Genomic DNA, 21,735 nt, shown 5'->3' on the forward strand with positions numbered 1-21,735 from the left:
TTACCCCCAATCAAAAACAGCCAGCCCTCCCGATTTGAGAGGACTGGCTGTTTTTCTAATTGCACCTATAAGTAGGCTTTAAATCTATTCTTCAGTGAGTTGTGGTGGTTCCACGGATTGCTCTGCTTGCAGAGCAGGTAATGAAACCGTAATAGTGGTGCCAGCCCCCAGTTCACTTCTGATGAGCATCTGACCATGATGGCGCTCGACAAACTGTTGTGAGATTGCCAATCCCAGTCCAGTACCACCGTTTTGGTGGTCTACCTGAAAAAAGCGGTCTCTTACTCTGGCAAGATTTTCAGCACTAATTCCAATTCCTGTATCTTGTACGGATATCTCGATATTGCCATCAATCCGTTGAAGCGACAGAAAAATAATTGAGCTTTCATGCGAAAACTTGATAGCATTATCCACAATGTTCAAAAACACCTGTTTTAGACGGTTACCGTCTCCATGGACGAGATATGCCGCTTCTTCCGAATCAAGCTGAAGTTTTATCTGCTTCATTTCTGCTTTGGCCCATACGTTCAGCATAATTTCCTGCAAAAGCTCCCGGAGATCCACCGTTCCCATTACAAGCTTCATGGCATTTTGCTCTAGCTTGGAAAAATCGAGAATTTCCTCCACCAAGCCAATCAGCCGATCCGTCTCTTTAGAGATAATTTTCATCCCGATTTTCGTCTCTTCCGGGTCATAACCGCCAGAATTTAACGTTTCACTCCAACCCTTAATAGATGTAAGCGGAGTACGCAATTCATGAGATATAGATGAAATAAAATCATCCTTGATTTGATTTGTTCTGACAATTTCCTGTGCCATATAGTTCAGAGTCGAAGCCAGTTCACCCAACTCATAGCGATAATCGCCTTCAATGCGTGTATCAAACCTCCCCTGAGCCATCTGAGCAGATACATCGCGGATATTATTAATCGGTCTAACAATGGAATTCGCGAGCCCTGTACTGACCACAAATACAATAACCAGTACAGCTGCCATGATGCCAAGAGAAAACAGCGTAATCGTAAACAGCTTATCATTTACCAATTCCAGCGAAGTCGTATACCGAATAACGTACACCTGGTCTCCGACGATATTGTCCAGTTTTTGAGATACCGCCATCACCTGCTGCCCCGTGCTCGGTTGCTTTCCGATCCATTTGCCCGTATCTCCAGCTAATGCTTGTGTCACATCACTTGTTTGCACACTTAGATCTGCTGCAAAATTGGTTGAGTTATCAATTACATTTCCCTGTTCATCGAGCAACTGCAGTTCAGTAAAGGGCAGAGAAAATGTATTTAACAAATACGATTGCAAAGACTGTTCCGGCTCCTTAAATTTGGGTGCAAATTCACTTACCGATTCGATACGGCTTTCGATATGTTTGTAAATGGAATCGTAATAGTACGACCGGAGTGCAAACATAAAAATGACTTCTACTAACAGAAGCGCTAAGAACACTACGAAAAAATAGTGAAGCACAATCTGTCGGCGAATTCCCTTTTTGATCATTGAGACTGACCTTTCCATTTATATCCATGTCCCCAGACTGTTTGTAAAAAAGCTGGCTCGGATGGATTGTTTTCAATTTTCTGCCGAAGACGTCGGATATTCACATCTACAATTTTCGGATCGCCCATATACTCTTTGCCCCATACGTGATCAAGTAGAACATCTCGGCTGAGCGGCGTGTTCTCTTTTTCCAGAAAAAATTGAATCAGGGAAAACTCAGTCGGTGTCAGCTCAATCAGCTGCCCGTTCTTCTTAAATTGCTTAGCAATCAAATCTAGGGTGAACGGTCCAGACTGGAAGGACACTTTGGCTGCTGTTTCACGATGAACATTCACCCGACGCAATAACGATTGAATACGTGCAATCAGCTCCGTCGGGCTAAAAGGCTTGCTCACATGATCATCGGCCCCTACAGACAAGGCATATACCTTATCCTGCTCCTGTACCTTCGCTGTGAGAAAGATAATCCCGATGCGCTCATTCGTCTCCCGGATTCTCCGACAGACTTCAAAGCCATCCATACCGGGTACCATTACGTCAAGCAGTGCAATATCAATATCCCGCACCGTGTTCAAAATATTCAGAGCCTCATGCCCTTCCGACGCCTCCAACACCTCAAAACCGTTACGTTTCAAATTAATGACGATAAAGCTGCGAATGGATTCCTCGTCTTCCATGATTAAAACTTTACTCACTCTACTCTACCTGCCTTTCCCCCAGCTTGTTTTTAATGGTTTTACGCGGTTCCAGCTCACTGGATCGCTTAATGCCAATGACCTGCGCATTCGTTCGCCACAGTTGGCTATAACCTTCGTTGTTTCGCTCCCATTGTGACAACGAGAAAAATTTAATTTCCGCTATCGTTTTGTCTGTATCATCCAAAATAAAGCGCAAATAGCTGTCCTTCTTCGAAACTTTCGGATCAATCGTCACCTTGCCATGCAGCTCTTTCGGTAATCTGAAGTAGACTTGTTCATTAGAATCACGATACTGCTGCTGCTTAAAAATCGTCCCTTTCGCCCCGTCCCACTGATAGAATGACACAAAATATGGAACCTCATCCAACGGCTTGTTACTCCAACCTTTAGGCTTCTCCAAATTACCAAATTCCAGAATACCATCACCATCCACATCACCACTGGCGATGGTCGCATCCTTGAAGGTGACATCCATAAGATTAAGCTTCCTGAGCTTGCTGTGATCCATCACAATAACATTGGAAACGGTAGTGGTCTGGGCAATTTTGGTGTCTATAATAATCCCCTGCCTACCCTCGGCTACCTTGCCAGCAACGACATTATAGACATCTAAGACCTGACTGTCCAAATCCAACGATCCGATTTCCTTAAAGGTTCCCCCACTGAATTGGAATGTTTTAACTGTAAAGAATTCATTACGTCGCAGCGTAATAATCGTCAAATCATTCAATTTATCCCCGTTCAAGTCCATCTTTTTATGGTTAAAATCATCTACGACGAAGTCCGTATAACCTGTAGCATATATTTTCTCCAGAGTTCCTCCGGTATAGGAATACACGATGAGTCCCTTCTGATCCCCGCCATCGCCACTATCTCCGCTGGAAAAACCCGCTACAATATCGAGTGTTCCATCATTCGTTAGATCCACGAGCTTAAATGACTCCAGCACAGTGCCTTCCCCATCAAACGTCAGCTTCTTTACCCACGTTCCGCCCTGATCTTCAAACAAGGCACCATGTATTTTTACGCTCTCATCTGGCGTCTCATAAAAGAGCACTGCTTCGTCTGTGCCATCATTGTTCAAATCACCCGTTCGAATTGGCGTCGGGTCATCTGGATCATTCGGCCTTAAAGGCTGAACCGCCCCTAGTTGCGTATTCACTGCACCATTCAACTGCTGTTTCTCGTCAGACATCGTCGGTGTCTCCATCAGCGAAATGGGATCGCTAATAACATTACACCCGCTTAAAAATCCAGCAAGGAGCAGCAAGGAACAGCAGCCAGCCACCATTCTCAACAGCATTATTTTCACTTCTCTTGCCGTCCCCTTCACAATTTGTTCTTTTCTACTTGTGTCAATCGTCTTCCCTGAATATCAAACACCAATTCACCATCATTCAACCCCCATATACGGGAAGCAAAGCGTTCAGCCATTTCCAACGGCAGTACAGTCATGATCGTCACCCGCTCGTCAGAACTCAGCTTGCGAAAGGTCTCCAATACATGCGCCGCCGAAGCTGGATCAAGTCCATTTACAGGCTCATCAGCTAAAATAACTTTAGCTCCGTGCACAAGGGCACGCGCAGTTGCTACCCGCTGCCGCTCGCCACCGCTGAGCTTGTCGCATTTATCATGCGCTTTATCCAGCAGACCCAGATCCTCCAGTACGTCCATCGCTCCCATATAGTCGTCGGAACGCACCATACCAGTAACCATTCTCCACATTGGAGTTTGACCGGATCTGCCAATGAGCACATTTTTAAGAGCGGTTCGATTCATATTTAGATGCGGGTTTTGCTCCAGGTATGCCCATTCCCTCTTTATTTTCATCTTGCCCGTCCACCCGGATTTCAGCACATCATTGCCACCTACAATTAAACTGCCTTCATCCCATGGCTCTTGTAAAGCAAGACAGCGAAGCAACGTCGTTTTGCCGCTTCCACTTGGCCCCACTATGGCAATGAATTCGCCTTGATGAATTTCAGCATCAATTCCTCGAAGTAGCTGGGTCCGTTCAGGTCCCACTTGCTTGGTCAGCTTCCGAATTTTAATCATCTAAGTGATTCCCCTTTGCGCACCATCAATACTGTTTATATTTTATAGTAAATGTGAAACAAATACCATGCAAACCGCAGTTTTAAACCGCCGGTACTCTTTTTCTGGAAAACAGACCTAATAATCCGAAAACAACGTAACTACCTCCAAGAACTAGGAACATGCTGCCTTGAGTTCCAAAGTCCAGCAACCCTCCGCTAATATTAGGCCCGATCACACTTCCCAGATTAAAATGAAAGGATGCCAGTACATTCGCGGCTGCTAAAAATGATTTGGGCAGCAGATCAGCGGCATAGGCCAAACCGAGGGAGAAAAAGGAGCCTACTAAACCACCTGCTAGGGTCAGCAATATCAAAGTGAACATAAAATGATTGCCGCTCCATGGTAGCAACATAAAGGTCATTCCCCCTGCTATGCCTACACTCATTAGCACCTTTTTACGTCCCCAACGGTCACTCAATATCCCTAGCGGCAGCTGCAGCACTAACCCTCCCAAACTGACGAACGGAAGCAAGGCAGCGATTTCATCGGTATGAAAGCCAATACGCAGGCCATAGACTGGAAAGTTACTGTTCAGGCTCGCTTCCATATAGCCATATAGAAATGCAGGCAAAAGAGCGTACCATGCCCAGCTGTAGCTGCGACGAAATCTTTGAGTGGGACGCGCCTCGGACTCCAGCCTCTCTGGTCTGGAGTCCGGCAGCTTAATTAACACCAACAGCAAAACAAGCAAGCACAATAAGGCCAACGCAGCAAATGGAACCAGCATTCCATAATCGAGTAGCCATAATCCCAATGGTCCTAATGCAAAACCCAGACCGTAAGACATACCATAAAAGGAAATGTTGCGCCCTCGCTTCTCTGCTGGAGTCACCAGCAATATCCATAGCTGCGCAGAGTAGTGCAATGCACTGTCACCAATACCTACTAGCAGACGCAGTATGAACCATATCCGAATATCAGGGATTAGCGGAAACAGCAGCAGCGTAATGAGCACTAGCACAAGCCCACCGGCCATCAGCTTTTTAAACCCTAACCAGCCCAATGTCCGTTCTGCCACCAACGTCATTGCGAATGAACCAATATACAGAGCAGCCGCATTCATTCCATTTAGTGAAGATGAAACTCCCATTTGTTCCAACGAGATAGACAGAATAGGTAATAATAAACCTTGGCATAATCCGGCAACAATAATAACAGCAATTAAAATAAAATAATGAACCCGTAACGACGACGACATCCTAGCTCCTCCTGATCTAACAAATAAAATAATTAAAATCAATATTATGAAATGATTTGCATTTGATTCCATAATCAATAATAATTCTTATCACTATGTATTCCATGCTGTCCTGCAAAACCGGCAAATCACATACAAATTCAGGTGTAATTTGCGTATTAAAGAATAGAAGAAAAAAATCGCCATCTTAGATGACGATTTTACGGAAAGAGCTTGTCTGGTATGTATCTGACTCCCTTCGGTTAAGGAGCCTCGTATGTTCAATCCGAACCCATTCACGTCACAACGCACTATTTCATATTATAGTGGACAATCCCTGGCAGAACAAGCCATAATAAATAAATGAGCAATTATTAAAATGCTCATGTTTTGCTTATGGACGGGCTTAATTACGTTCACCGCTCTGGGCTAGAAGACAGAATAGGAGGCATTGGGTTCCATGAGTTATCAAATTAAAATAGACACTTCTCCAATTTATGAATTGCTCGGCAGCTTCATGGCCTATGTGACTAAAAAGTGGGTTCAAGATATGGACTTGGGCCATGAATGGATCGACAAGGTAGATGCACGACTACAACATGAAGTTCGTACTGAGCTGGCTACAGCTCAGGATTGCCCTTTTAGCGATTATGACGCACTCTATGCCTGGGCGTTACTTCGCCCGGAATCAGATGAAATATCTGATTATATCTCTTATTTGGACCACGGTCCGGATAAAGATATGTTTGAGTTGCTCGTTCCGCATATCCCTTTTTTAACCTTTGAAGAATCTTTACGCATTCGTAAGGTATACGCACCACTCCTCAAATTGTGGGATCGTGATTATTTTCGGGCCCTGGAAGGCGAACTGCGTGTGTTGGCAGAAGAAGACGCTGCGGAAAAGCGCATGCTGCTGAGTAAAATGGAACCGGAAGCACTGGTTGAATATGCGACAGCTGGACTAGTCGTGCCACACATGGAAGACCTGGATACAGTAGTCCTATTTCCAGTTGTCCATAATCGCCCGATTAATTCGTACTGTTTTTATACCCGCACACTGCTGATCCAGTATCCAGTAGATATCCCCGAGGAGAGCGAGGAAGAACCGCCTACGCTTCTGCTACGGCTCACTCGTGCGGTTAATGATCCGCAGCGGCTGCGAATTCTGCGTTATGTAGCTCAAGGTCCTAAGTCTCTCGAAGATATGCGCCATGATTTGAGCCGTTTGGAAGATACACTCATGTCTGATATGATGATTTTACGAGTCGCTGGTCTGCTCCGTATTCACATCGGACGTTATCATAAGGAAAGATTCAGCATCCGTCCCGATGGCGCGGCTGATTTACAGGTATTTTTGGAATCCTATATTGGATTGTAATTTGAATTGAACTTTAAGTTATAACCGAAGCAGCGTTAAAGCTTTGGCTTGGAAGGAGTATGCCTCATGTCGTATCCGAAGCAGCACATTTTATTTGATCTTGATGACACCTTAGTCCACTGCAACAAGTATTTTGACCTAATTCTCAACCACTTTTTCGATTTGCTTCAGGAATGGTTTGCAACTCATAACCTAACCAAAAATGCGATTCGTGAAAAACAAATCGAAATTGATGTGGCCGGAGTTCATCAAGTGGGCTTTGCCAGCGAGCATTTCCCACAATCTCTGATAGATACGTACCAATTTTTCTCGGAACAATTCGGACGCCGCCTTGATTCTCGAGAAGAGCAGGAGCTTCGCTCTCTTGGCCGAAGTGTGTATGAACAGGAAATCGAACCGTATCCAGGCATGGTCGAAACGTTGAACTCCCTCCAAAAAGCAGGGCATTCCCTTCATCTTTATACTGGCGGTGAGCAGATCATTCAAGAAAGAAAGATTGAACAAATGAAACTGGCTACCTACTTTGATGACCGCATCTACATTCGTCAGCATAAAAATGTCGAAGCCCTAGAAGAAATCATCCAGATGAATCGCTTGGAGCGAAACATCACCTGGATGATCGGGAATTCTCTGCGCACTGATGTATCTCCAGCCCTTGCCGCAGGTATTCACGCTGTATATCTCAAGCAGCCTAAGGAATGGATTTACAATATGGTTGAATTGCAAAAAAACGTGAACTCCGTGATGTATACGATACAGAAGCTAACGGAAGTACCACGGGTTATTCACGAAAGCATACAATTGCATCAACAAAAAAGGACCCTCGGATAGGGTCCCTTTTTTGTATTTAAAATGTTATTCAACCTTTGATTCAGCCAAAATAGTGGTCTAAACCCTGTCTCAGGATTCCTCTCGAACGCTAAGTTGTCCTGTACCAGGTTCATTCAAAACAATTCGCGCTTTGACGGTCGATCCATCTTTACGCTTAAAAGACAACAATTGCGTCTGTCCTTTCGTCAACAAGGACTTGAGCATCGTTTCGGTAATCTGCTTTCCAGCATATTCCTTCCAGACGACAAAGCCGCAGCCCTGCTTGTAGTGGCTGCACCCATACCCCTTGCGGCCTTCAATAATGCTTCCGCCGCAATTAGAGCGTGGGCAACTACCTAAAGCTTGCCTTTGGCTCACTGAAATGCCTGAGGATCCGTCGGAAGAGCTGCGTGCTGGTGGTGCTGCTTGCTCTAGCGTTGCGCTTCCAGCACTGCCACCGCGTCCTGATGTAGCACGCCCCACCCCTTTGGCGGCGGTGCGTCCGCTCGCACGTGCACTACGTGCGCCTTCTTTTCCAGTCGCACGCTTCCCCCTTGCTTCCTCACCAAAGGCATTTGCCGGAGCCGGCGGCTGCTGCCTCACCTTGTCAATGATGGACAACGTAAATCTTTTAACGTTCTCCATAAACTTCTCTTGAGCCGCCTCACCCTTGGAAATTTGATGTAGGCGACGTTCCCATTGACCTGTCATCTCAGGGGAGGCTAATAGATCAACCCCGGCATGACGGATCAGGTCAATAGCCATCTTTCCTTTTTCCGTAATAAGAATCTTTTTACCCTTCATTTCAATGTAGCCAACCTTTTTCAATCGTTCAATTGTGGCGGCCCGCGTCGCAGGTGTGCCTAAACCGGCATCCTTCATGACCTCACGCAATTCCTCATTCTCCATCTGTTTACCCGCGCTTTCCATCGCCTTAAGCAATGTACCCTCCGTGTAGCTTTTAGGGGGCTGAGTCGCCTTTTCTTTCATCTCGGCGCGAACACAATCCACGGGACGCCCCGCATCAATCTCAAACTTCTTGTCCGTCCACTCGTCCGTTTCCTCTTCTTCCTCTTTTTTCGGTGATTTGCTCTTTTTACCTTTATCCTGATCAACCTTACTTAAAACTACTTTCCAACCCAAGGAAAGAAGCTCTTTAATATTTGTTTTAAACAGATGCTTGTCCACCTGTGTCATTACGGTATGCATTTTGTATTCAGCAGGCGGAAAAAAATGCGACAAAAACCTGCGAATAACCAGGTCATATACATTTTGCTCTTCCTTGCTTAGTGTTCCTGGCCTTTTTAACGTCGGCAAAATAGCATGGTGATCCTCAACACGAGATGGATTGCAGACCGATTTATTCTGTTTATGAACCAAATTGGGGTTGGCTTGTTGGACCAGATCAGCATAAGGACCTGTCCCCAGCATCCGTAGTGCCTTGTGCATGCCGTCTATATTTTGCTCTGTCACATAGTTAGAATTAGTACGCGGATAGGAAATGACCTTGTGACGCTCATAAAGCGCTTGTGCCACATCCAGTGTTTTTTTGGCCGAATAACCGTACTTGGCATTCGCCTCGCGTTGAAGCAGCGTTAAATCGTACAATTTAAAAGGATACTCTTTTGTCTGTTTCGTGTCATATTTGGTGATTTTACCTGTTTTTCCGCGAACAGCCGCAGCGATTGCCTCAGCTTCCTCTGGCTTCGTCAGCCGATCCCCCTGCCACGCACCTTTGTACTTGATCTGATCTTGTTTAAATTCAGCCCACACGTCATAGAAGGTTTGAGACTGAAATGCCTCAATTTCTTTTTCCCGGTCATGAATCAGTGCCAGCACGGGAGTCTGCACCCGTCCTACCGACAGCAGTGTGTTATGTCGTGTTGTGAACGCTCTGGAAGCGTTCATGCCGATCAGCCAGTCCGCTTCACTTCGTGCCCTCGCAGCTTGAGTCAGGAATTCAAACTCTGAAGCATCTCGCAATCGTTCAAAGCCTGTCGCAATACTTTCCGCTGTCAAGTCTGAAATCCACAGTCGCTTAACTGGCTGATGCAACTTTAATTGCTGTTGGATCAACGCAAAAATATATTGCCCTTCCCGTCCAGCATCACAAGCATTTACGATGGCATTGCAGCGTTTGGCCAGTTCACCAATCATTTTCAGCTGATCTTTTGTTTTCGGATTCGGTACAATTTTGAACTGCTCAGGGATAATAGGAAGATCCTTAATATTCCATCGTTTGTACTTAGCATCGTATGCATCCGGCTCAGCCAAACCCAGCAAATGTCCGATCGCCCAGGTTACAATGTATTTCTCCCCTTCCAAATAGGTACGGTTATTTTTAGCCCGCGGCTCCATAACAGCGGCAATCGTCCGTCCCATATCCGGTTTCTCAGCAATAATCAACGTCTTCATTCATACTCCATTCCTTCCTGACGGCCTTCTGTTTCTCCTCCATGAATCACACATAAACATGGATGTTAATGAAAACACAGGTATCCCGGCCTCATGCAAAAGGAGCCTTCTCCCGACGAAAGCTCCTTTGTAAATTCATTTAGTCAAACGCTTCAACAATATACGTGTATTATACCATAGATACCATGGTTCTCTCAGGTCATGATTTTAAATAGTCAACGAAAGTTATGTATATGTTAATTTATATCACATAAATATCAGACTTTATCAAATTTTCTTGCGAAATAATTCTTTTTTCTATAAAAAAGCTGCACAAAACACTTTTTTTTATGTTATGATCAATATAGATAAGAAATATTTGGTGAGATGATTAAATTCAAGTCACATTACTTAACATGAATTTCGCAATATTTCACAGTTCAATAATCATTGATTCATTTTTCGCTTTTGGAAGACTCAGCTTGAAATACAATAAAGCTCCATCCGAAGATGGAGCTTTGACTGATCTGTAACATGAAATTTATTATTACACCAAAACGGTGACGCCCATGAGGTATTTATCAACCTCTCGTGCAGCTTCTCGACCTTCATTAATAGCCCATACGACAAGACTTTGTCCGCGACGCATATCACCTGCAGCAAAAACCTTATCCACATTGGTAACATATTTTCCATAACGTGCTTTAACGTTGGAGCGACGATCTGTCTCCAAACCAATCTGCTCTACAATCGTTTGCTCAGGACCATCAAATCCAATGGCAATTAGAGCAATTTGTGCAGGGAATACACGCTCCGTACCTGGAATCGGTTGATAGATCTTGCGGCCCGTTTCATCAACAATCCGTTGAATTTGAATGGTGTGCAGCTCTTTCAGATTACCGTTTTCATCACCTACAAATTTGGTCGTCATGATGGAGAACTCACGCGGATCTTCTCCAAACAATGCCTTCGCTTCTTCCTGTGCATAATCGAGAGAATACACGTTTGGAAATTGCGGCCAAGGATTGGCAATCGGATCACGCTCCATAGGCGCTTTGGTGTGTGTGCCAAATTGAGTGACACTTCGACAACCATGACGCAAAGAAGTAGCTACACAGTCCGAACCCGTATCACCACCACCGATTACAATAACGTCCTTGCCTTGGGAGGACAAATAGTTGCCATCTTCCAGGTTGGAATCCAAGTAACTTTTGATGGTACCATTTAGATAATCCATCGCATAATGAACACCCTTCAAATCGCTACCTTCGATGTTGAATTCTCTTGGCTTCGTAGAACCACCGCATAGGACAACCGCATCATATTCAGCAATCAGCTGATCGGTAGGGATATCTTTGCCGATTTCCGTATTGGTGATGAATTGAATACCTTCAGCCTCCAGCAAATCCACACGCCGCTGAACGACCTTCTTATCCAATTTCATTGACGGTATTCCATACATCAATAATCCACCCACACGGTCCGCACGCTCATACACAGTCACGCTGTGCCCTGCTTTGTTAAGCTGAGCCGCTGCAGCCAAACCTGCCGGTCCCGAACCAACAATAGCCACTCGTTTGCCTGTACGCTTTTCTGGCGGATTAGGAACGACCCAACCTTCCTCAAAGCCTTTTTCGATAATAGCTTCCTCAATGGTTTTAATTGTAACAGACTGTCCAATCAGGCCCACAGTACACGAACCTTCACATGGCGCAGGACAGACACGACCTGTGAATTCCGGGAAGTTATTCGTTTTGTGAAGCCGCTCGAGCGCTTCTTTCCACAAACCACGATATACGAGATTGTTCCATTCCGGAATGAGATTATGAACCGGGCAACCTAAAGTTGCTCCCATGATATCCATCCCCGTATGACAATAAGGAGTTCCGCAGTCCATACAACGCGCCCCTTGGGTACGCAGCTCTTCTTCAGACATATGCTTATGGAATTCTTCCCAATCCTTTATACGCTCTGCCGGGTCCCGGTCTGTAGGAAGCTGTCGTGTGTATTCCATAAATCCAGTTGGTGTAGACATGTTACGTTCCCCCATCTCTTCGCTTATGAACCCCGATCATCCATTCAGAATTTAAGTCAAATTCAAATTTGTCTGTTTGTATTATGAAAGGGTCTGTTCTCGTTGAATTTGATTTATTGTATCACAATACAGCGTAAAAGTGATGAAAACTTATGCAACTTTCTGCATCAACAGCCAAAAGGATTTTTTATATGGTTTATTAATTTTTCAAATGAGTGGGATTGGATACAGTCTATTCTTACTCCGTTCTCTCGTAAACAACAAAACGATACTCATAGGGATTTTTTTCATCCTTGATACCCGGAGTCTCACTGACTATATTCCAGCCGTTCCAATCCAGCTCAGGGAAGGTTGTATCGCCTTCAAAAATCTCCTCAATCCGAGTCACAATCAATTGATCGGCATGTGACCAAAACAGTGCATAAATTTCCGCTCCTCCAATGACCATTAGCTCCTCCTGCTTTGCTAATTGGAGCCCTTCTTCCAGTGAATGAATCACTTCCGCATCTTCCACCTGATAACACTGATCTCGAGTTAAGACGACGTTACGTCGGTTTGGCAGGCTTTTTCCTCCAAAGGATTCCCACGTCTTGCGCCCCATGAGTACCGTTTTATTAATCGTCTGCTCTTTGAAAAAGGCCATGTCTCTAGGGAGGCGCCAGGGAAGTTTGTTATCCCGGCCAATCACACTATTTTGTGCCATAGCCCATATCATTGAAATGCCCATTTTTCCACCTCCTCTAATCAGATGGCGACAGGCGCCTTAATCCCTGGATGATACTCGTAATTTTCAAAAGCAAAATCGTCATAGGTATAATCAAAAATCGAATCCGGTTTGCGCAGAATTTTCAATTGAGGCAACGGATAGGGATCACGTTCCAACTGCGTATGCACTTGTTGCATATGATTTGAATAAATATGCACATCACCGCCTGACCAAATAAATTCACCGGGCTCCAAACCGCACTGTTGTGCAACCATATGCGTTAGTAATGCATAACTTGCGATGTTGAACGGCAATCCTAAAAAGGTATCCACAGAACGCATCGTTAGCATACAGGAAAGCTTCCCTCCAGCTACATAGAACTGAAATACAAAATGACATGGCGGCAACTTCATAGATTCGATTTCAGCCACATTCCAAGCACTGACGATGTGTCGACGTGAATCCGGATTATTTTTAATAGCCTCAATGACATTCGCAATTTGGTCAATATGTTGCCCGTCTGTTGTTTCCCACGAACGCCATTGCGATCCATATACAGGCCCCAGATTCCCCTGCTCGTCCGCCCACTCATCCCAAATGGTTACTCCGTTCTCCTTGAGATAAGAAATGTTGGTATCTCCCCGCAAAAACCATAACAGCTCATGAATAACGGATTTTAAATGTACTCTTTTAGTGGTCACCAAAGGGAAGCCCTTGGCCAGATCAAAACGGAGTTGTCTTCCGAAAACAGATAGTGTACCCGTCCCTGTCCGATCCTCTTTTTTCACTCCATTCTCTAAAATATCCTCCAGCAGTTCCAAATAGTTACGCACGTTATTCCTCTCCTTTGAGCATGAATAAAAACCTGGCATCGCCAGATTCTAATCTTTAAAATTCTCTTTCTGCACCCATATCTATAGTTAGTTTATCATGTACGGTACTTCGTTGACCATCTACTGTGTGAATTTTCATGGTAGTCCTGAAAATCCTAAAGTTTGAAAAAAAAGAGACAAAGAGCGCAGATATAGCGCTCCTTGCCTCTCTTTGTCATGTATGAAAACGAAAACGAGATAATGAAAAATGGTATTAGCGACGTGGTGCCAATGCATGGATTGGATGACCCAGCACGACTTCCGCTGCTTCCATAACGATTTCGCCCAATGTAGGGTGAGCATGAATAGTCAAGGAGATATCTTCGAGTGTAGCACCCATTTCAATCGCCAGACCCAGCTCAGCAATAAGGTTGGAAGCTTCCAGACCTACGATTTGCGTACCCAGTACCAGACCTGTGTCAGCGTCAGCTACGATTTTCACAAAACCTTCAGCAGCGTTCAGGGAAACCGCACGACCGTTTGCTCCATAAGAGAACTTGCCAACTTTGACATTGTAGCCTTTTTCTTTGGCTTGTGTTTCTGTGTAGCCTACGCTAGAGCATTCTGGATCTGTGAAAACAACAGCTGGCATACATTTGTAATCTACTACAGACGGCTCGCCTGCAATTGCTTCAGCAGCCACTTTACCTTCGTAAGAAGCTTTGTGTGCCAGAGCAAGACCAGCTACGATATCGCCGATTGCAAAGATATGAGGAATGCTAGTACGTCCTTGGTGGTCAACTTTCACCATTCCGCGCTCATCCAGTTCTACACCGATCAGATCCAGACCCAGCTCACCGTCTGTGTTTGGACGACGTCCAACAGTAACAAGCAGATATTCAGCAGTTACTTCTTTGCTTTCGCCGTTAACGGAGAATTTCACCGTTACGTCTTTATCTGTTTGCTCTGCACTTTCCGCTTTAGCGCCAGTGAAGATTTCGATGCCCGTTTTCTTCATGCTTTTCGCAACGATCGAAGTCATATCTTTGTCGAAACCAGGAAGCACTGTATCCATACCTTCAATGATCGTTACTTTGGAACCGAATTTGGAGTACATTTGTCCAAGCTCTGCACCAATGTATCCACCACCGATTACGATCAGGCTTTTCGGAATTTCAGGCAGGTTCAATGCTTCTGTAGAAGACAGAATGCGTCCGCCAAATGGGAATGGTTTCAGTTCGATTGGACGGGAACCTGTTGCGATAATTGCATTTTTAAAACGGTAACGTGGTGATTCATGTTCGTTGAATACACGCGCTTCGTTTTCGTTGATGAACATGCACTCACCATTGAAAACTTCAACTTTGTTGCCTTTGAGCAAGCCACTTACGCCGCCTGTCATTTTCTTAACAACACCGTTTTTGAATTCTTGTGTTTTAGCGAAGTCCACTTTTACATTTTCAGCCGTAATACCGAAAGACTCGCCATGTTTAGCTGCTTCGTATTGATGAGCTGCAGAGATCAAAGCTTTGGATGGAATACATCCACGGTTCAGACAGACACCGCCCAGCTCAGATTTGTCAACGATCAATACGCTTTGTCCCAATTGTGCGGCACGGATGGCAGCTACATAGCCGCCAGGACCCGCACCGATAACCAATGTGTCAATATCCAGAGAAGCGTCTCCTACTACCATTGATTACACCTCCATAACAAGCAACTCAGGGTTAGCGAGCAGCTGTTTGATATAGTTCATGAAGTTTTGAGCAGTTGCACCGTCAATAATACGGTGGTCAAAGCTCAAGGAAAGAGCCATTACTGGAGCGGCTACAATTTCACCGTTTTTCACGACTGCTTTTTCACTGATGCGGCCAGTACCCAAAATCGCAACTTCAGGGAAGTTAATGATTGGAGTAAAGAACATACCGCCTGCGGAACCGATGTTAGTGATGGAGATTGTGCTTCCTCTCATCTCATTCGCAGCCAATTTTCCATCACGACCGCGCACAGCCAGATCACGAATGGAATCAGCAATCATCCAGATACTCTTACGATCAGCATCTTTGATAACAGGAACGATCAAACCGTTGTCTGTATCTGTAGCGATACCGATGTTGTAGTATTTCTTGTAAACAATTTCGTTTGCTTCTTCGTCGATTGTCGCATTCAGAGCCGGGAATTGACGGGAAGCAGCAACCAAAGCTTTTACGATGAATGGCAGGTATGTTACTTTTGTGCCTTTCTTCTCAGCAATTGGTTTGATACGAGTACGGAAAGCAACCAGTTCAGTTACATCAACTTCATCCATAATCGTAACGTGCGGAGCCGTATAAGCCGATTTAACCATAGCATTGGAAATAGCCTTGCGGATACCTTTAAATGGTACGCGCTCTTCCTCAGCACGTGGATCTACTGCTGGTGCGGATGATGCTGCAGCTTTCGCTTCTTTCTTAGCAGGCTCTTGTGCTTTTGCAGCTTCTTTTGCTACTGGTGCAGCCGCTTGACCTCCACCATTTTTGAAAGCTTCTACATCTTCTTTGGTGATTTTACCATTTTTGCCGGAACCACTCACTTGAGCGATGTTTACACCTTGCTCACGAGCAAATTTGCGGACGCTAGGTGTAGCCAGTACGTCTTTGTTAGAAGCAGCAGGTGTTGCAGCTGGTTTTGTGTTAGCTCCGCCTTTTGCAGCATCCTCTTCTTGTTTGGCAGCAGCCGGTGCTTCTTCTTGTTCAGGAAGCTCACCCTCTGCAGCGATTACAGCCACAACTTGACCTACGTTAAAGATGTCGCCGTCTTTGGCAAATACTTCTTGTACTGTACCATTAACCGGACAAGGAACTTCAACTACAGCCTTATCGTTTTGTACTTCCATGATGATATCTTCATCTGTTACTTTGTCGCCGGGCTTAATGTGCATCTTGATGATTTCGCCTTCGTGAAGACCTTCACCCAGCTCTGGGAATTTATATTCAAATCTAGCTGCACCTGCAGCTCCGCCTTGTGCAGCAGCACTTGGCTCAGGGCTAGCAGCTGGTGCTTCTGGTGCATCTTCTTGTTCAGGAAGTTCACCTTCTGCATCAATTACAGCTACGACTTGACCTACGTTAAAGATGTCGCCGTCTTTGGCAAATACTTCTTGTACTGTACCATTAACCGGACAAGGAACTTCAACTACAGCCTTATCGTTCTGTACTTCCATGATGATATCTTCATCTGTTACTTTGTCGCCGGGCTTGATGTGCATCTTGATGATTTCGCCTTCGTGAAGACCTTCACCTAGCTCCGGGAATTTATATTCAAATTTAGCCACGTTTAAAACCTCCCAAATTTACGGTGTGCTTTAATTAAAATTCCAATACTTTATTAACCGCATCAATGATACGTGTTGGCGTTGGCAACCAAGTATCTTCAATTTGAGCGTAAGGATAAACGGTATCCGGACCTGCTACCCGCAGAACGGGTGCTTCCAGATGCAGGATTGCTTTTTCGTTAATTTGTGCAATAACTTCAGCAGCTACACCGGAGCTCTTTTGCGCTTCTTGAACAACGATCGCACGATTGGTTTTTTGAATAGAAGCAACAATAGTATCAATGTCAATCGGGCTAATGGTGCGCAAATCAATGATTTCTACTTTGATACCTTTTGTTTTTTCCAGCTCATCAGCAGCTTTAATCGAAGTGTGTACCATCATACCGTAAGTAATGATCGTCACATCGGAACCTTCACGAACTACATTAGCTTTGCCCAGTTCAACTGTGTAATCATTCTCAGGAACTTCAGCGCGGAATGCATGATACAAGTTCAAATGCTCCATGAAAAATACTGGATCGTTGTCGCGAATAGACGCGATCATAAGACCTTTTGCATCGTAAGGGTTGGAAGGAACAACAACCTTGATACCAGGTGTTTGAGCCAGAAGACCTTCCAAGGAATCTGTATGCAGCTCGGCTGCCTTAACACCGCCACCAAAAGGTGTACGGAATACGATTGGAGAATTGTAACGTCCACCAGAACGGTAACGCATACGGGATGCTTGAATTGCCATTTGATCGAGTGCTTCAAAGATAAAGCCTACGAACTGGATTTCAGCTACAGGACGGAAGCCTTGGATACCCAGACCCACAGCAAGACCCCCGATTGCGGATTCCGCCAGCGGAGTATCGAATACACGTTCTTCGCCAAATTCTTTTTGCAGACCTTCTGTAGCGCGGAATACGCCACCTACATGACCTACGTCTTCACCGAAAAGCAGGACGTTAGGGTCGCGTTTCAACTCTACGCGCAGTGCGTCACGAATCGCTTCTTTCATGTTCATTTGTGCCATTTGCTTCATTTCCTCCTTAAACATTGACAGATCAATTTCAGTTCAGGTCAATCGAAAAGCAGACCGGATCGGGTTACCGCCCGGTCCCTTTTAAGTTCAATTATTTAAAATCAGCTTTTTGTTCTTCCAAGTGTTTAGGCGTTGTTTCGAACATGCTATCAATCAAGCCAGGAATTGTCATTTTTTCTGTTTTCTCGGCTTTTTTGATCTCTTCGTTCACTTTTGCCTTAGCTTCTTCTTTTACGCGAGCTGTATCTTCTTCAGTCCAAAGATCTTTTTTCTCAAGGTATTTCGCAAAGCGGGCAATTGGATCTTTCGCATTCCATTCGCCTTCTTCTTCTTTAGAACGATATTTTGTTGCATCATCAGAAAGGGAATGCGGGCGGAAACGGTATGTTACGGCTTCAATCAATGTAGCACCTTCACCATTACGTCCACGCTCTGCAGCTTCTTGAACGGCTTTAATAACTGCAAGCACGTCCATGCCGTCAATTTTCACACCTTTAATACCAGCAGCTACTGCTTTATGAGCGATCGAAAGAGCAGCCGTTTGTTTTGAGAATGGAGTCGTGATCGCGTAGCCATTGTTTTGCACAAAGAAAATAACTGGCAACTTGTAGACACCAGCATAGTTCAGGCCTTCGTAGAAATCACCTTCGGAAGAACCGCCGTCACCTGTATATGTAATGGCGACTTGTTTTTGTTTTTTCAGCTTGTAACCCATAGCAATACCCATAGCATGCAAAATTTGTGCGCCAATGATGATTTGCGGCATCAGTACATTAACACCGTCCGGCACTTGGCCGCCGTGTTGATGACCACGGGAATACAAGAAAGCTTGGTATAATGGCAGGCCATGCCAAACGATTTGCGGAATATCGCGGTAGCCTGGTGCAATAAAGTCTTCTTTTTGGAGCGCATATTCGCTACCAACCATTGTTGCTTCTTGTCCGGATACCGGAGCGTAGAAACCGAGACGTCCTTGACGGCCTAAATTAACGGCACGGTCATCCCAAGTACGTGTAAATACCATTCGATACATAATTTCTTTCAATTGATCATCTGTAAGTTTAGGCAACATATCTTTATTGATAATTTCACCATCCGGAGAAAGTACGGACAGCGCCTCAACTTCCTCTGTGTAAACTTCATAAGGAACCTTGCTCATTTTCTTCACCTCAACAAAAAAATTTGAATATCAAGTTCCGCTGTTATAGGATTATTATACACCTGTTATATCGTTCGCGTCAAAGATTTAGTTATTTTTTTTGAGTCTGCCACATTTTTGTGTGTGTAACAGGGTATGTTTTTTACTATAACAGCTTAGTACATGATTGAAATTTTAAACATCTATTGCAATCAGGGTAATCTTAACTTATTGTGATCCCGAATGCAAAATAATACCCAAGAAAGGTGACGAAAAATGACGGATTCTCGGTATTTAAAACGAACCATCCTTAAAGACGAAGTAGACAGCCGCTTTCTAGGCGAGACCAGAACTCTCCGGATTTATTTGCCGCCCGGCTATAATGAAATATTGAGCTACCCGGTCGTATACTGTCAGGACGGAGAAGAATTTTTCAATTTTGGCCGCATTGCAACTCACGCCAACCGCCTCATTCTGGATGAGGGTGTTGAACCCTTCATTATTGTAGGCGTCGAAGTGAACACCAAAATCAGAACGCAGGAGTATGCTCCCTTCGGTAATCGTTTCGAGGCGTATACTGCCTGTTTTGCAGAAGAGATTATTCCCTATGTGGAGCAAAAGTATCCTATAAGAAAAGATGCAGCGTCCCGCATTTTGGCGGGGGATTCACTGGGAGGCAGTGTGTCTCTGCATTTGGCTTTGATGTATCCTCATTTGTTCAACCGCATTATCAGCCTCTCAGGTGCTTACTATGAAGCTTCACAGGAAATCATCGCCCGTGAAAAAGATCTGTCTCATTTGCGGGTGTGGATGACGGTTGGACTTCAGGAAGATGCATTTGAGAGTGATACTGGCATTTACAACTTTGTAGAGCTTAACCGTCAATGCGCAGATTTGCTGCGCGAACGGAACGCTGAAGTTTCTTACCGTGAAAAGGATGGCAAACATTTGTGGGGCTTTTGGCAAAACGAGTTGCCTGACGCGCTAATGTATTTTTTGGATCGCGCCTAAGCAAATATTCTTCAAAGTAACTAAGGGGAATAGAGCAGTGACCTACTAGGTCATAAAGCTCCTTCCTCTTTTTCATATTTTGGTTGCGCTTTCAAAAATGTATAACGAAAAACGGCAATGATTGCCGTCATCTGTCGTTCACATTATAGCTTTTCTTCTACGATCTTGTCCAGCAAGGCGTCGCAACCTGCGTCCATTAATCGATAGGTCTCTTCAAAATTCCCTGTAAAATATGGGTCGGGTACTTCTCTTAATTTTTCTTGAGGGAGCAAATCCATAAATTTTAGAATATCTGCCTCCGCTCCACCAGCAATCTTTCGCATGTTTCGTTCATTAGAGTCATCCATGCACACAATGTAATCAAACGCGTCAAAATCACGGCCCGTTATTTGCCGTGCCTGTATGCCTTGTTCGCTGATTCCATGCAGTTTAAGTTGCTTTAGTGTTCCCTCATGCGGGGGATTACCGATGTGCCAGTCGCCCGTCCCGGCCGAGTCCACCCCGATTTCTGCACCCAATCCCCGTTCCTGCGCTTTATGTCTCAGTATCGCCTCCCCCATCGGAGAGCGGCAAATATTGCCTAAACACACAAACAAAACGTTAATCATTTCGTTCTCCTTCCTATTACACGTTACACTTCCTATTTTCTGTTTCATTGTAGCCATGTCCTCCAAAATTGTGCAAGCCATATTTAACGCGGTATACTTAAAAACGATGGTATATATAGGATCGTATCAGAAAGAAAGGATGTTGATTATGACAAAAAAACGAGCGATTGTATTTTCAGGCGGTCGTCTTAATGAAGAAGATTTACATCAAATACAGCCTGATGATTTTATTATAGGCGCAGATAAAGGTGCTCTTTTCCTAATCGAGCACGGTATTACACCACATATCTCTGTTGGAGATTTTGATTCGATCACACCAGAGGAAAAAGAAAAGGTAGAATCAGCAAGCCAACGGTTGATTGCGTGCGACCCAGTACTTAAAGACTTAACAGATACTGAGCTTGCTTTAGAAATCGCTATGGACGAACAGGCAGATCATGTACTGATGCTTGGTGTGACTGGCACCCGGATGGACCACACATTGGCTAATGTTCAAATATTGGTACGCGCAATGCAGCATCATATTAGCTGCGCTATTATGGACGCACATAATTATATTGAGCTCACCGGATCAACGCTTGAGATCCAGCCTATGGGCTATACATATACATCCCTGCTTCCTATGACCTCCGAAGTAACAGGCATACAACTGGAAGGATTTATGTATCCGCTGCATAATGCCACCCTCAAAATGGGACAATCGCGTGCTGTCAGTAATAAGTTAATGGCTTCAAAAGGTACGATTTCCATCAAAAGCGGTCTGTTACTCGTTATTCAAAGCAAGGATTAATTATGACATTGTTGTAACCATTATATAAATTGTTTTTCACTCAAAACCCTTGATGAACAAGGGTTTTTCCGCTTATAGAGATCTATGAATCGATATATTTTTTTACAAATTGTAATTTTTAATGGTTTTTTAATAATCGCTGTGTAAGTCTTGTCCCTCAAGCATTTGAGAGTTCTTTTCCAACTATTAGGCGGCTTCAAAACTGTTATACTCAACGCTGTCAGTTAGTTAGCAA

18 protein-coding genes are annotated in these 21,735 nt (G+C 44.5%); 4 read left to right on the forward strand and 14 right to left on the reverse strand.

Annotated elements, in window-relative coordinates; genetic code table 11:
* Nucleotides 1–84: 84 nt before the first annotated feature.
* The 5 genes from NSQ68_RS13720 to NSQ68_RS13740 all read right to left on the reverse strand — a co-directional run bounded on the left by NSQ68_RS13720 (nucleotide 85) and on the right by NSQ68_RS13740 (nucleotide 5,502).
* Nucleotides 85–1,509 (reverse strand): HAMP domain-containing sensor histidine kinase, encoded by a 1,425-nt coding sequence (locus NSQ68_RS13720; protein WP_342426266.1) that lies wholly within the window; start codon nucleotides 1,507–1,509, stop codon nucleotides 85–87.
* Nucleotides 1,506–2,204 (reverse strand): response regulator transcription factor, encoded by a 699-nt coding sequence (locus tag NSQ68_RS13725; protein WP_007432526.1) that lies wholly within the window; start codon nucleotides 2,202–2,204, stop codon nucleotides 1,506–1,508. Before NSQ68_RS13725 ends, NSQ68_RS13720 begins: the two co-directional genes overlap by 4 nt.
* A gap of 1 nt (nucleotide 2,205) precedes the next feature.
* Nucleotides 2,206–3,540, reverse strand: a complete 1,335-nt coding sequence (locus NSQ68_RS13730) for a hypothetical protein (protein WP_342426267.1) — start codon at nucleotides 3,538–3,540, stop codon at nucleotides 2,206–2,208.
* Complete coding sequence (locus NSQ68_RS13735) at nucleotides 3,537–4,262, reverse strand: ATP-binding cassette domain-containing protein (RefSeq protein ID WP_342426268.1); 726 nt, start codon at nucleotides 4,260–4,262, stop codon at nucleotides 3,537–3,539. The genes NSQ68_RS13730 and NSQ68_RS13735 overlap by 4 nt, the downstream gene beginning before the upstream one ends.
* Before the next feature lie 82 nt (nucleotides 4,263–4,344).
* Nucleotides 4,345–5,502, reverse strand: a complete 1,158-nt coding sequence (locus tag NSQ68_RS13740; RefSeq protein WP_342426269.1) for an MFS transporter — start codon at nucleotides 5,500–5,502, stop codon at nucleotides 4,345–4,347.
* Between the two features lie 439 nt (nucleotides 5,503–5,941).
* Here NSQ68_RS13740 and NSQ68_RS13745 point away from each other — a divergent pair, with 439 nt between their 5' ends.
* Nucleotides 5,942–6,859: a hypothetical protein gene (locus NSQ68_RS13745; RefSeq protein ID WP_039273282.1), complete on the forward strand. Its 918-nt coding sequence runs from the start codon at nucleotides 5,942–5,944 to the stop codon at nucleotides 6,857–6,859.
* A gap of 66 nt (nucleotides 6,860–6,925) precedes the next feature.
* The gene (locus NSQ68_RS13750; RefSeq protein WP_342426270.1) at nucleotides 6,926–7,690 is read left to right on the forward strand and encodes an HAD family hydrolase; all 765 of its coding nucleotides are present in this window, start codon (nucleotides 6,926–6,928) and stop codon (nucleotides 7,688–7,690) included.
* Between the two features lie 69 nt (nucleotides 7,691–7,759).
* Here the strand turns inward: NSQ68_RS13750 and NSQ68_RS13755 are convergent, their stop codons facing one another.
* The 8 genes from NSQ68_RS13755 to pdhA form a co-directional block, all read right to left on the reverse strand.
* Nucleotides 7,760–10,084 carry a DNA topoisomerase 3 gene (locus NSQ68_RS13755; protein ID WP_342426271.1) on the reverse strand — a complete coding sequence of 775 codons (2,325 nt, stop codon included), beginning with the start codon at nucleotides 10,082–10,084 and terminating at the stop codon, nucleotides 7,760–7,762.
* A gap of 526 nt (nucleotides 10,085–10,610) precedes the next feature.
* The gene (locus NSQ68_RS13760; protein WP_342426272.1) at nucleotides 10,611–12,098 is read right to left on the reverse strand and encodes a glutamate synthase subunit beta; all 1,488 of its coding nucleotides are present in this window, start codon (nucleotides 12,096–12,098) and stop codon (nucleotides 10,611–10,613) included.
* A gap of 238 nt (nucleotides 12,099–12,336) precedes the next feature.
* Entirely contained in the window at nucleotides 12,337–12,825 is a 489-nt protein-coding gene (locus NSQ68_RS13765) for a dihydrofolate reductase (RefSeq protein WP_342426273.1), read from the reverse strand.
* Nucleotides 12,826–12,842: 17 nt separating this feature from the next.
* On the reverse strand, nucleotides 12,843–13,637 hold the full coding sequence (gene thyA, locus NSQ68_RS13770) for a thymidylate synthase (protein ID WP_013310507.1): 795 nt from the start codon (nucleotides 13,635–13,637) through the stop codon (nucleotides 12,843–12,845).
* A 253-nt stretch (nucleotides 13,638–13,890) separates the two neighbouring features.
* Nucleotides 13,891–15,312, reverse strand: a complete 1,422-nt coding sequence (lpdA, locus tag NSQ68_RS13775; RefSeq protein WP_010345961.1) for a dihydrolipoyl dehydrogenase — start codon at nucleotides 15,310–15,312, stop codon at nucleotides 13,891–13,893.
* Between the two features lie 3 nt (nucleotides 15,313–15,315).
* Nucleotides 15,316–16,929: a 2-oxo acid dehydrogenase subunit E2 gene (locus NSQ68_RS13780; RefSeq protein ID WP_307345576.1), complete on the reverse strand. Its 1,614-nt coding sequence runs from the start codon at nucleotides 16,927–16,929 to the stop codon at nucleotides 15,316–15,318.
* A gap of 34 nt (nucleotides 16,930–16,963) precedes the next feature.
* Nucleotides 16,964–17,944, reverse strand: a complete 981-nt coding sequence (locus NSQ68_RS13785) for an alpha-ketoacid dehydrogenase subunit beta (protein ID WP_342426274.1) — start codon at nucleotides 17,942–17,944, stop codon at nucleotides 16,964–16,966.
* Between the two features lie 100 nt (nucleotides 17,945–18,044).
* Entirely contained in the window at nucleotides 18,045–19,112 is a 1,068-nt protein-coding gene (pdhA, locus tag NSQ68_RS13790) for a pyruvate dehydrogenase (acetyl-transferring) E1 component subunit alpha (RefSeq protein WP_342426275.1), read from the reverse strand.
* A 255-nt stretch (nucleotides 19,113–19,367) separates the two neighbouring features.
* Between pdhA and NSQ68_RS13795 the strand changes: the two genes are divergently transcribed.
* Complete coding sequence (locus tag NSQ68_RS13795) at nucleotides 19,368–20,102, forward strand: alpha/beta hydrolase-fold protein (protein WP_307345585.1); 735 nt, start codon at nucleotides 19,368–19,370, stop codon at nucleotides 20,100–20,102.
* Nucleotides 20,103–20,245: 143 nt separating this feature from the next.
* Here NSQ68_RS13795 and NSQ68_RS13800 read toward each other — a convergent pair whose 3' ends face one another.
* Nucleotides 20,246–20,710, reverse strand: a complete 465-nt coding sequence (locus tag NSQ68_RS13800; RefSeq protein ID WP_029517442.1) for a low molecular weight protein-tyrosine-phosphatase — start codon at nucleotides 20,708–20,710, stop codon at nucleotides 20,246–20,248.
* A gap of 148 nt (nucleotides 20,711–20,858) precedes the next feature.
* On the opposite strand from NSQ68_RS13800, the gene NSQ68_RS13805 reads away from it, so the two are divergent.
* Nucleotides 20,859–21,500, forward strand: a complete 642-nt coding sequence (locus tag NSQ68_RS13805) for a thiamine diphosphokinase (protein ID WP_342426276.1) — start codon at nucleotides 20,859–20,861, stop codon at nucleotides 21,498–21,500.
* Nucleotides 21,501–21,735 lie beyond the last annotated feature (235 nt).

This window comes from Paenibacillus sp. FSL L8-0158 (genome assembly GCF_038592965.1).
Taxonomy (GTDB): Bacteria; Bacillota; Bacilli; order Paenibacillales; family Paenibacillaceae; genus Paenibacillus; species Paenibacillus polymyxa_D.

Excerpts from the sequence above, each read along its gene's own strand:
- NSQ68_RS13795 (WP_307345585.1), top strand. The coding sequence starts at position 19,368 with ATGACGGATTCTCGGTATTTAAAACGAACCATCCTTAAAGACGAAGTA.
- NSQ68_RS13805 (WP_342426276.1), top strand. The coding sequence starts at position 20,859 with ATGACAAAAAAACGAGCGATTGTATTTTCAGGCGGTCGTCTTAATGAA.
- NSQ68_RS13765 (WP_342426273.1), bottom strand. The coding sequence starts at position 12,825 with ATGGGCATTTCAATGATATGGGCTATGGCACAAAATAGTGTGATTGGC.
- pdhA (WP_342426275.1), bottom strand. The coding sequence starts at position 19,112 with ATGAGCAAGGTTCCTTATGAAGTTTACACAGAGGAAGTTGAGGCGCTG.
- NSQ68_RS13750 (WP_342426270.1), top strand. The coding sequence starts at position 6,926 with ATGTCGTATCCGAAGCAGCACATTTTATTTGATCTTGATGACACCTTA.
- NSQ68_RS13745 (WP_039273282.1), top strand. The coding sequence starts at position 5,942 with ATGAGTTATCAAATTAAAATAGACACTTCTCCAATTTATGAATTGCTC.
- NSQ68_RS13760 (WP_342426272.1), bottom strand. The coding sequence starts at position 12,098 with ATGTCTACACCAACTGGATTTATGGAATACACACGACAGCTTCCTACA.
- lpdA (WP_010345961.1), bottom strand. The coding sequence starts at position 15,312 with ATGGTAGTAGGAGACGCTTCTCTGGATATTGACACATTGGTTATCGGT.
- NSQ68_RS13755 (WP_342426271.1), bottom strand. The coding sequence starts at position 10,084 with ATGAAGACGTTGATTATTGCTGAGAAACCGGATATGGGACGGACGATT.
- NSQ68_RS13740 (WP_342426269.1), bottom strand. The coding sequence starts at position 5,502 with ATGTCGTCGTCGTTACGGGTTCATTATTTTATTTTAATTGCTGTTATT.
- NSQ68_RS13720 (WP_342426266.1), bottom strand. The coding sequence starts at position 1,509 with ATGATCAAAAAGGGAATTCGCCGACAGATTGTGCTTCACTATTTTTTC.
- NSQ68_RS13785 (WP_342426274.1), bottom strand. The coding sequence starts at position 17,944 with ATGGCACAAATGAACATGAAAGAAGCGATTCGTGACGCACTGCGCGTA.
- NSQ68_RS13800 (WP_029517442.1), bottom strand. The coding sequence starts at position 20,710 with ATGATTAACGTTTTGTTTGTGTGTTTAGGCAATATTTGCCGCTCTCCG.
- NSQ68_RS13735 (WP_342426268.1), bottom strand. The coding sequence starts at position 4,262 with ATGATTAAAATTCGGAAGCTGACCAAGCAAGTGGGACCTGAACGGACC.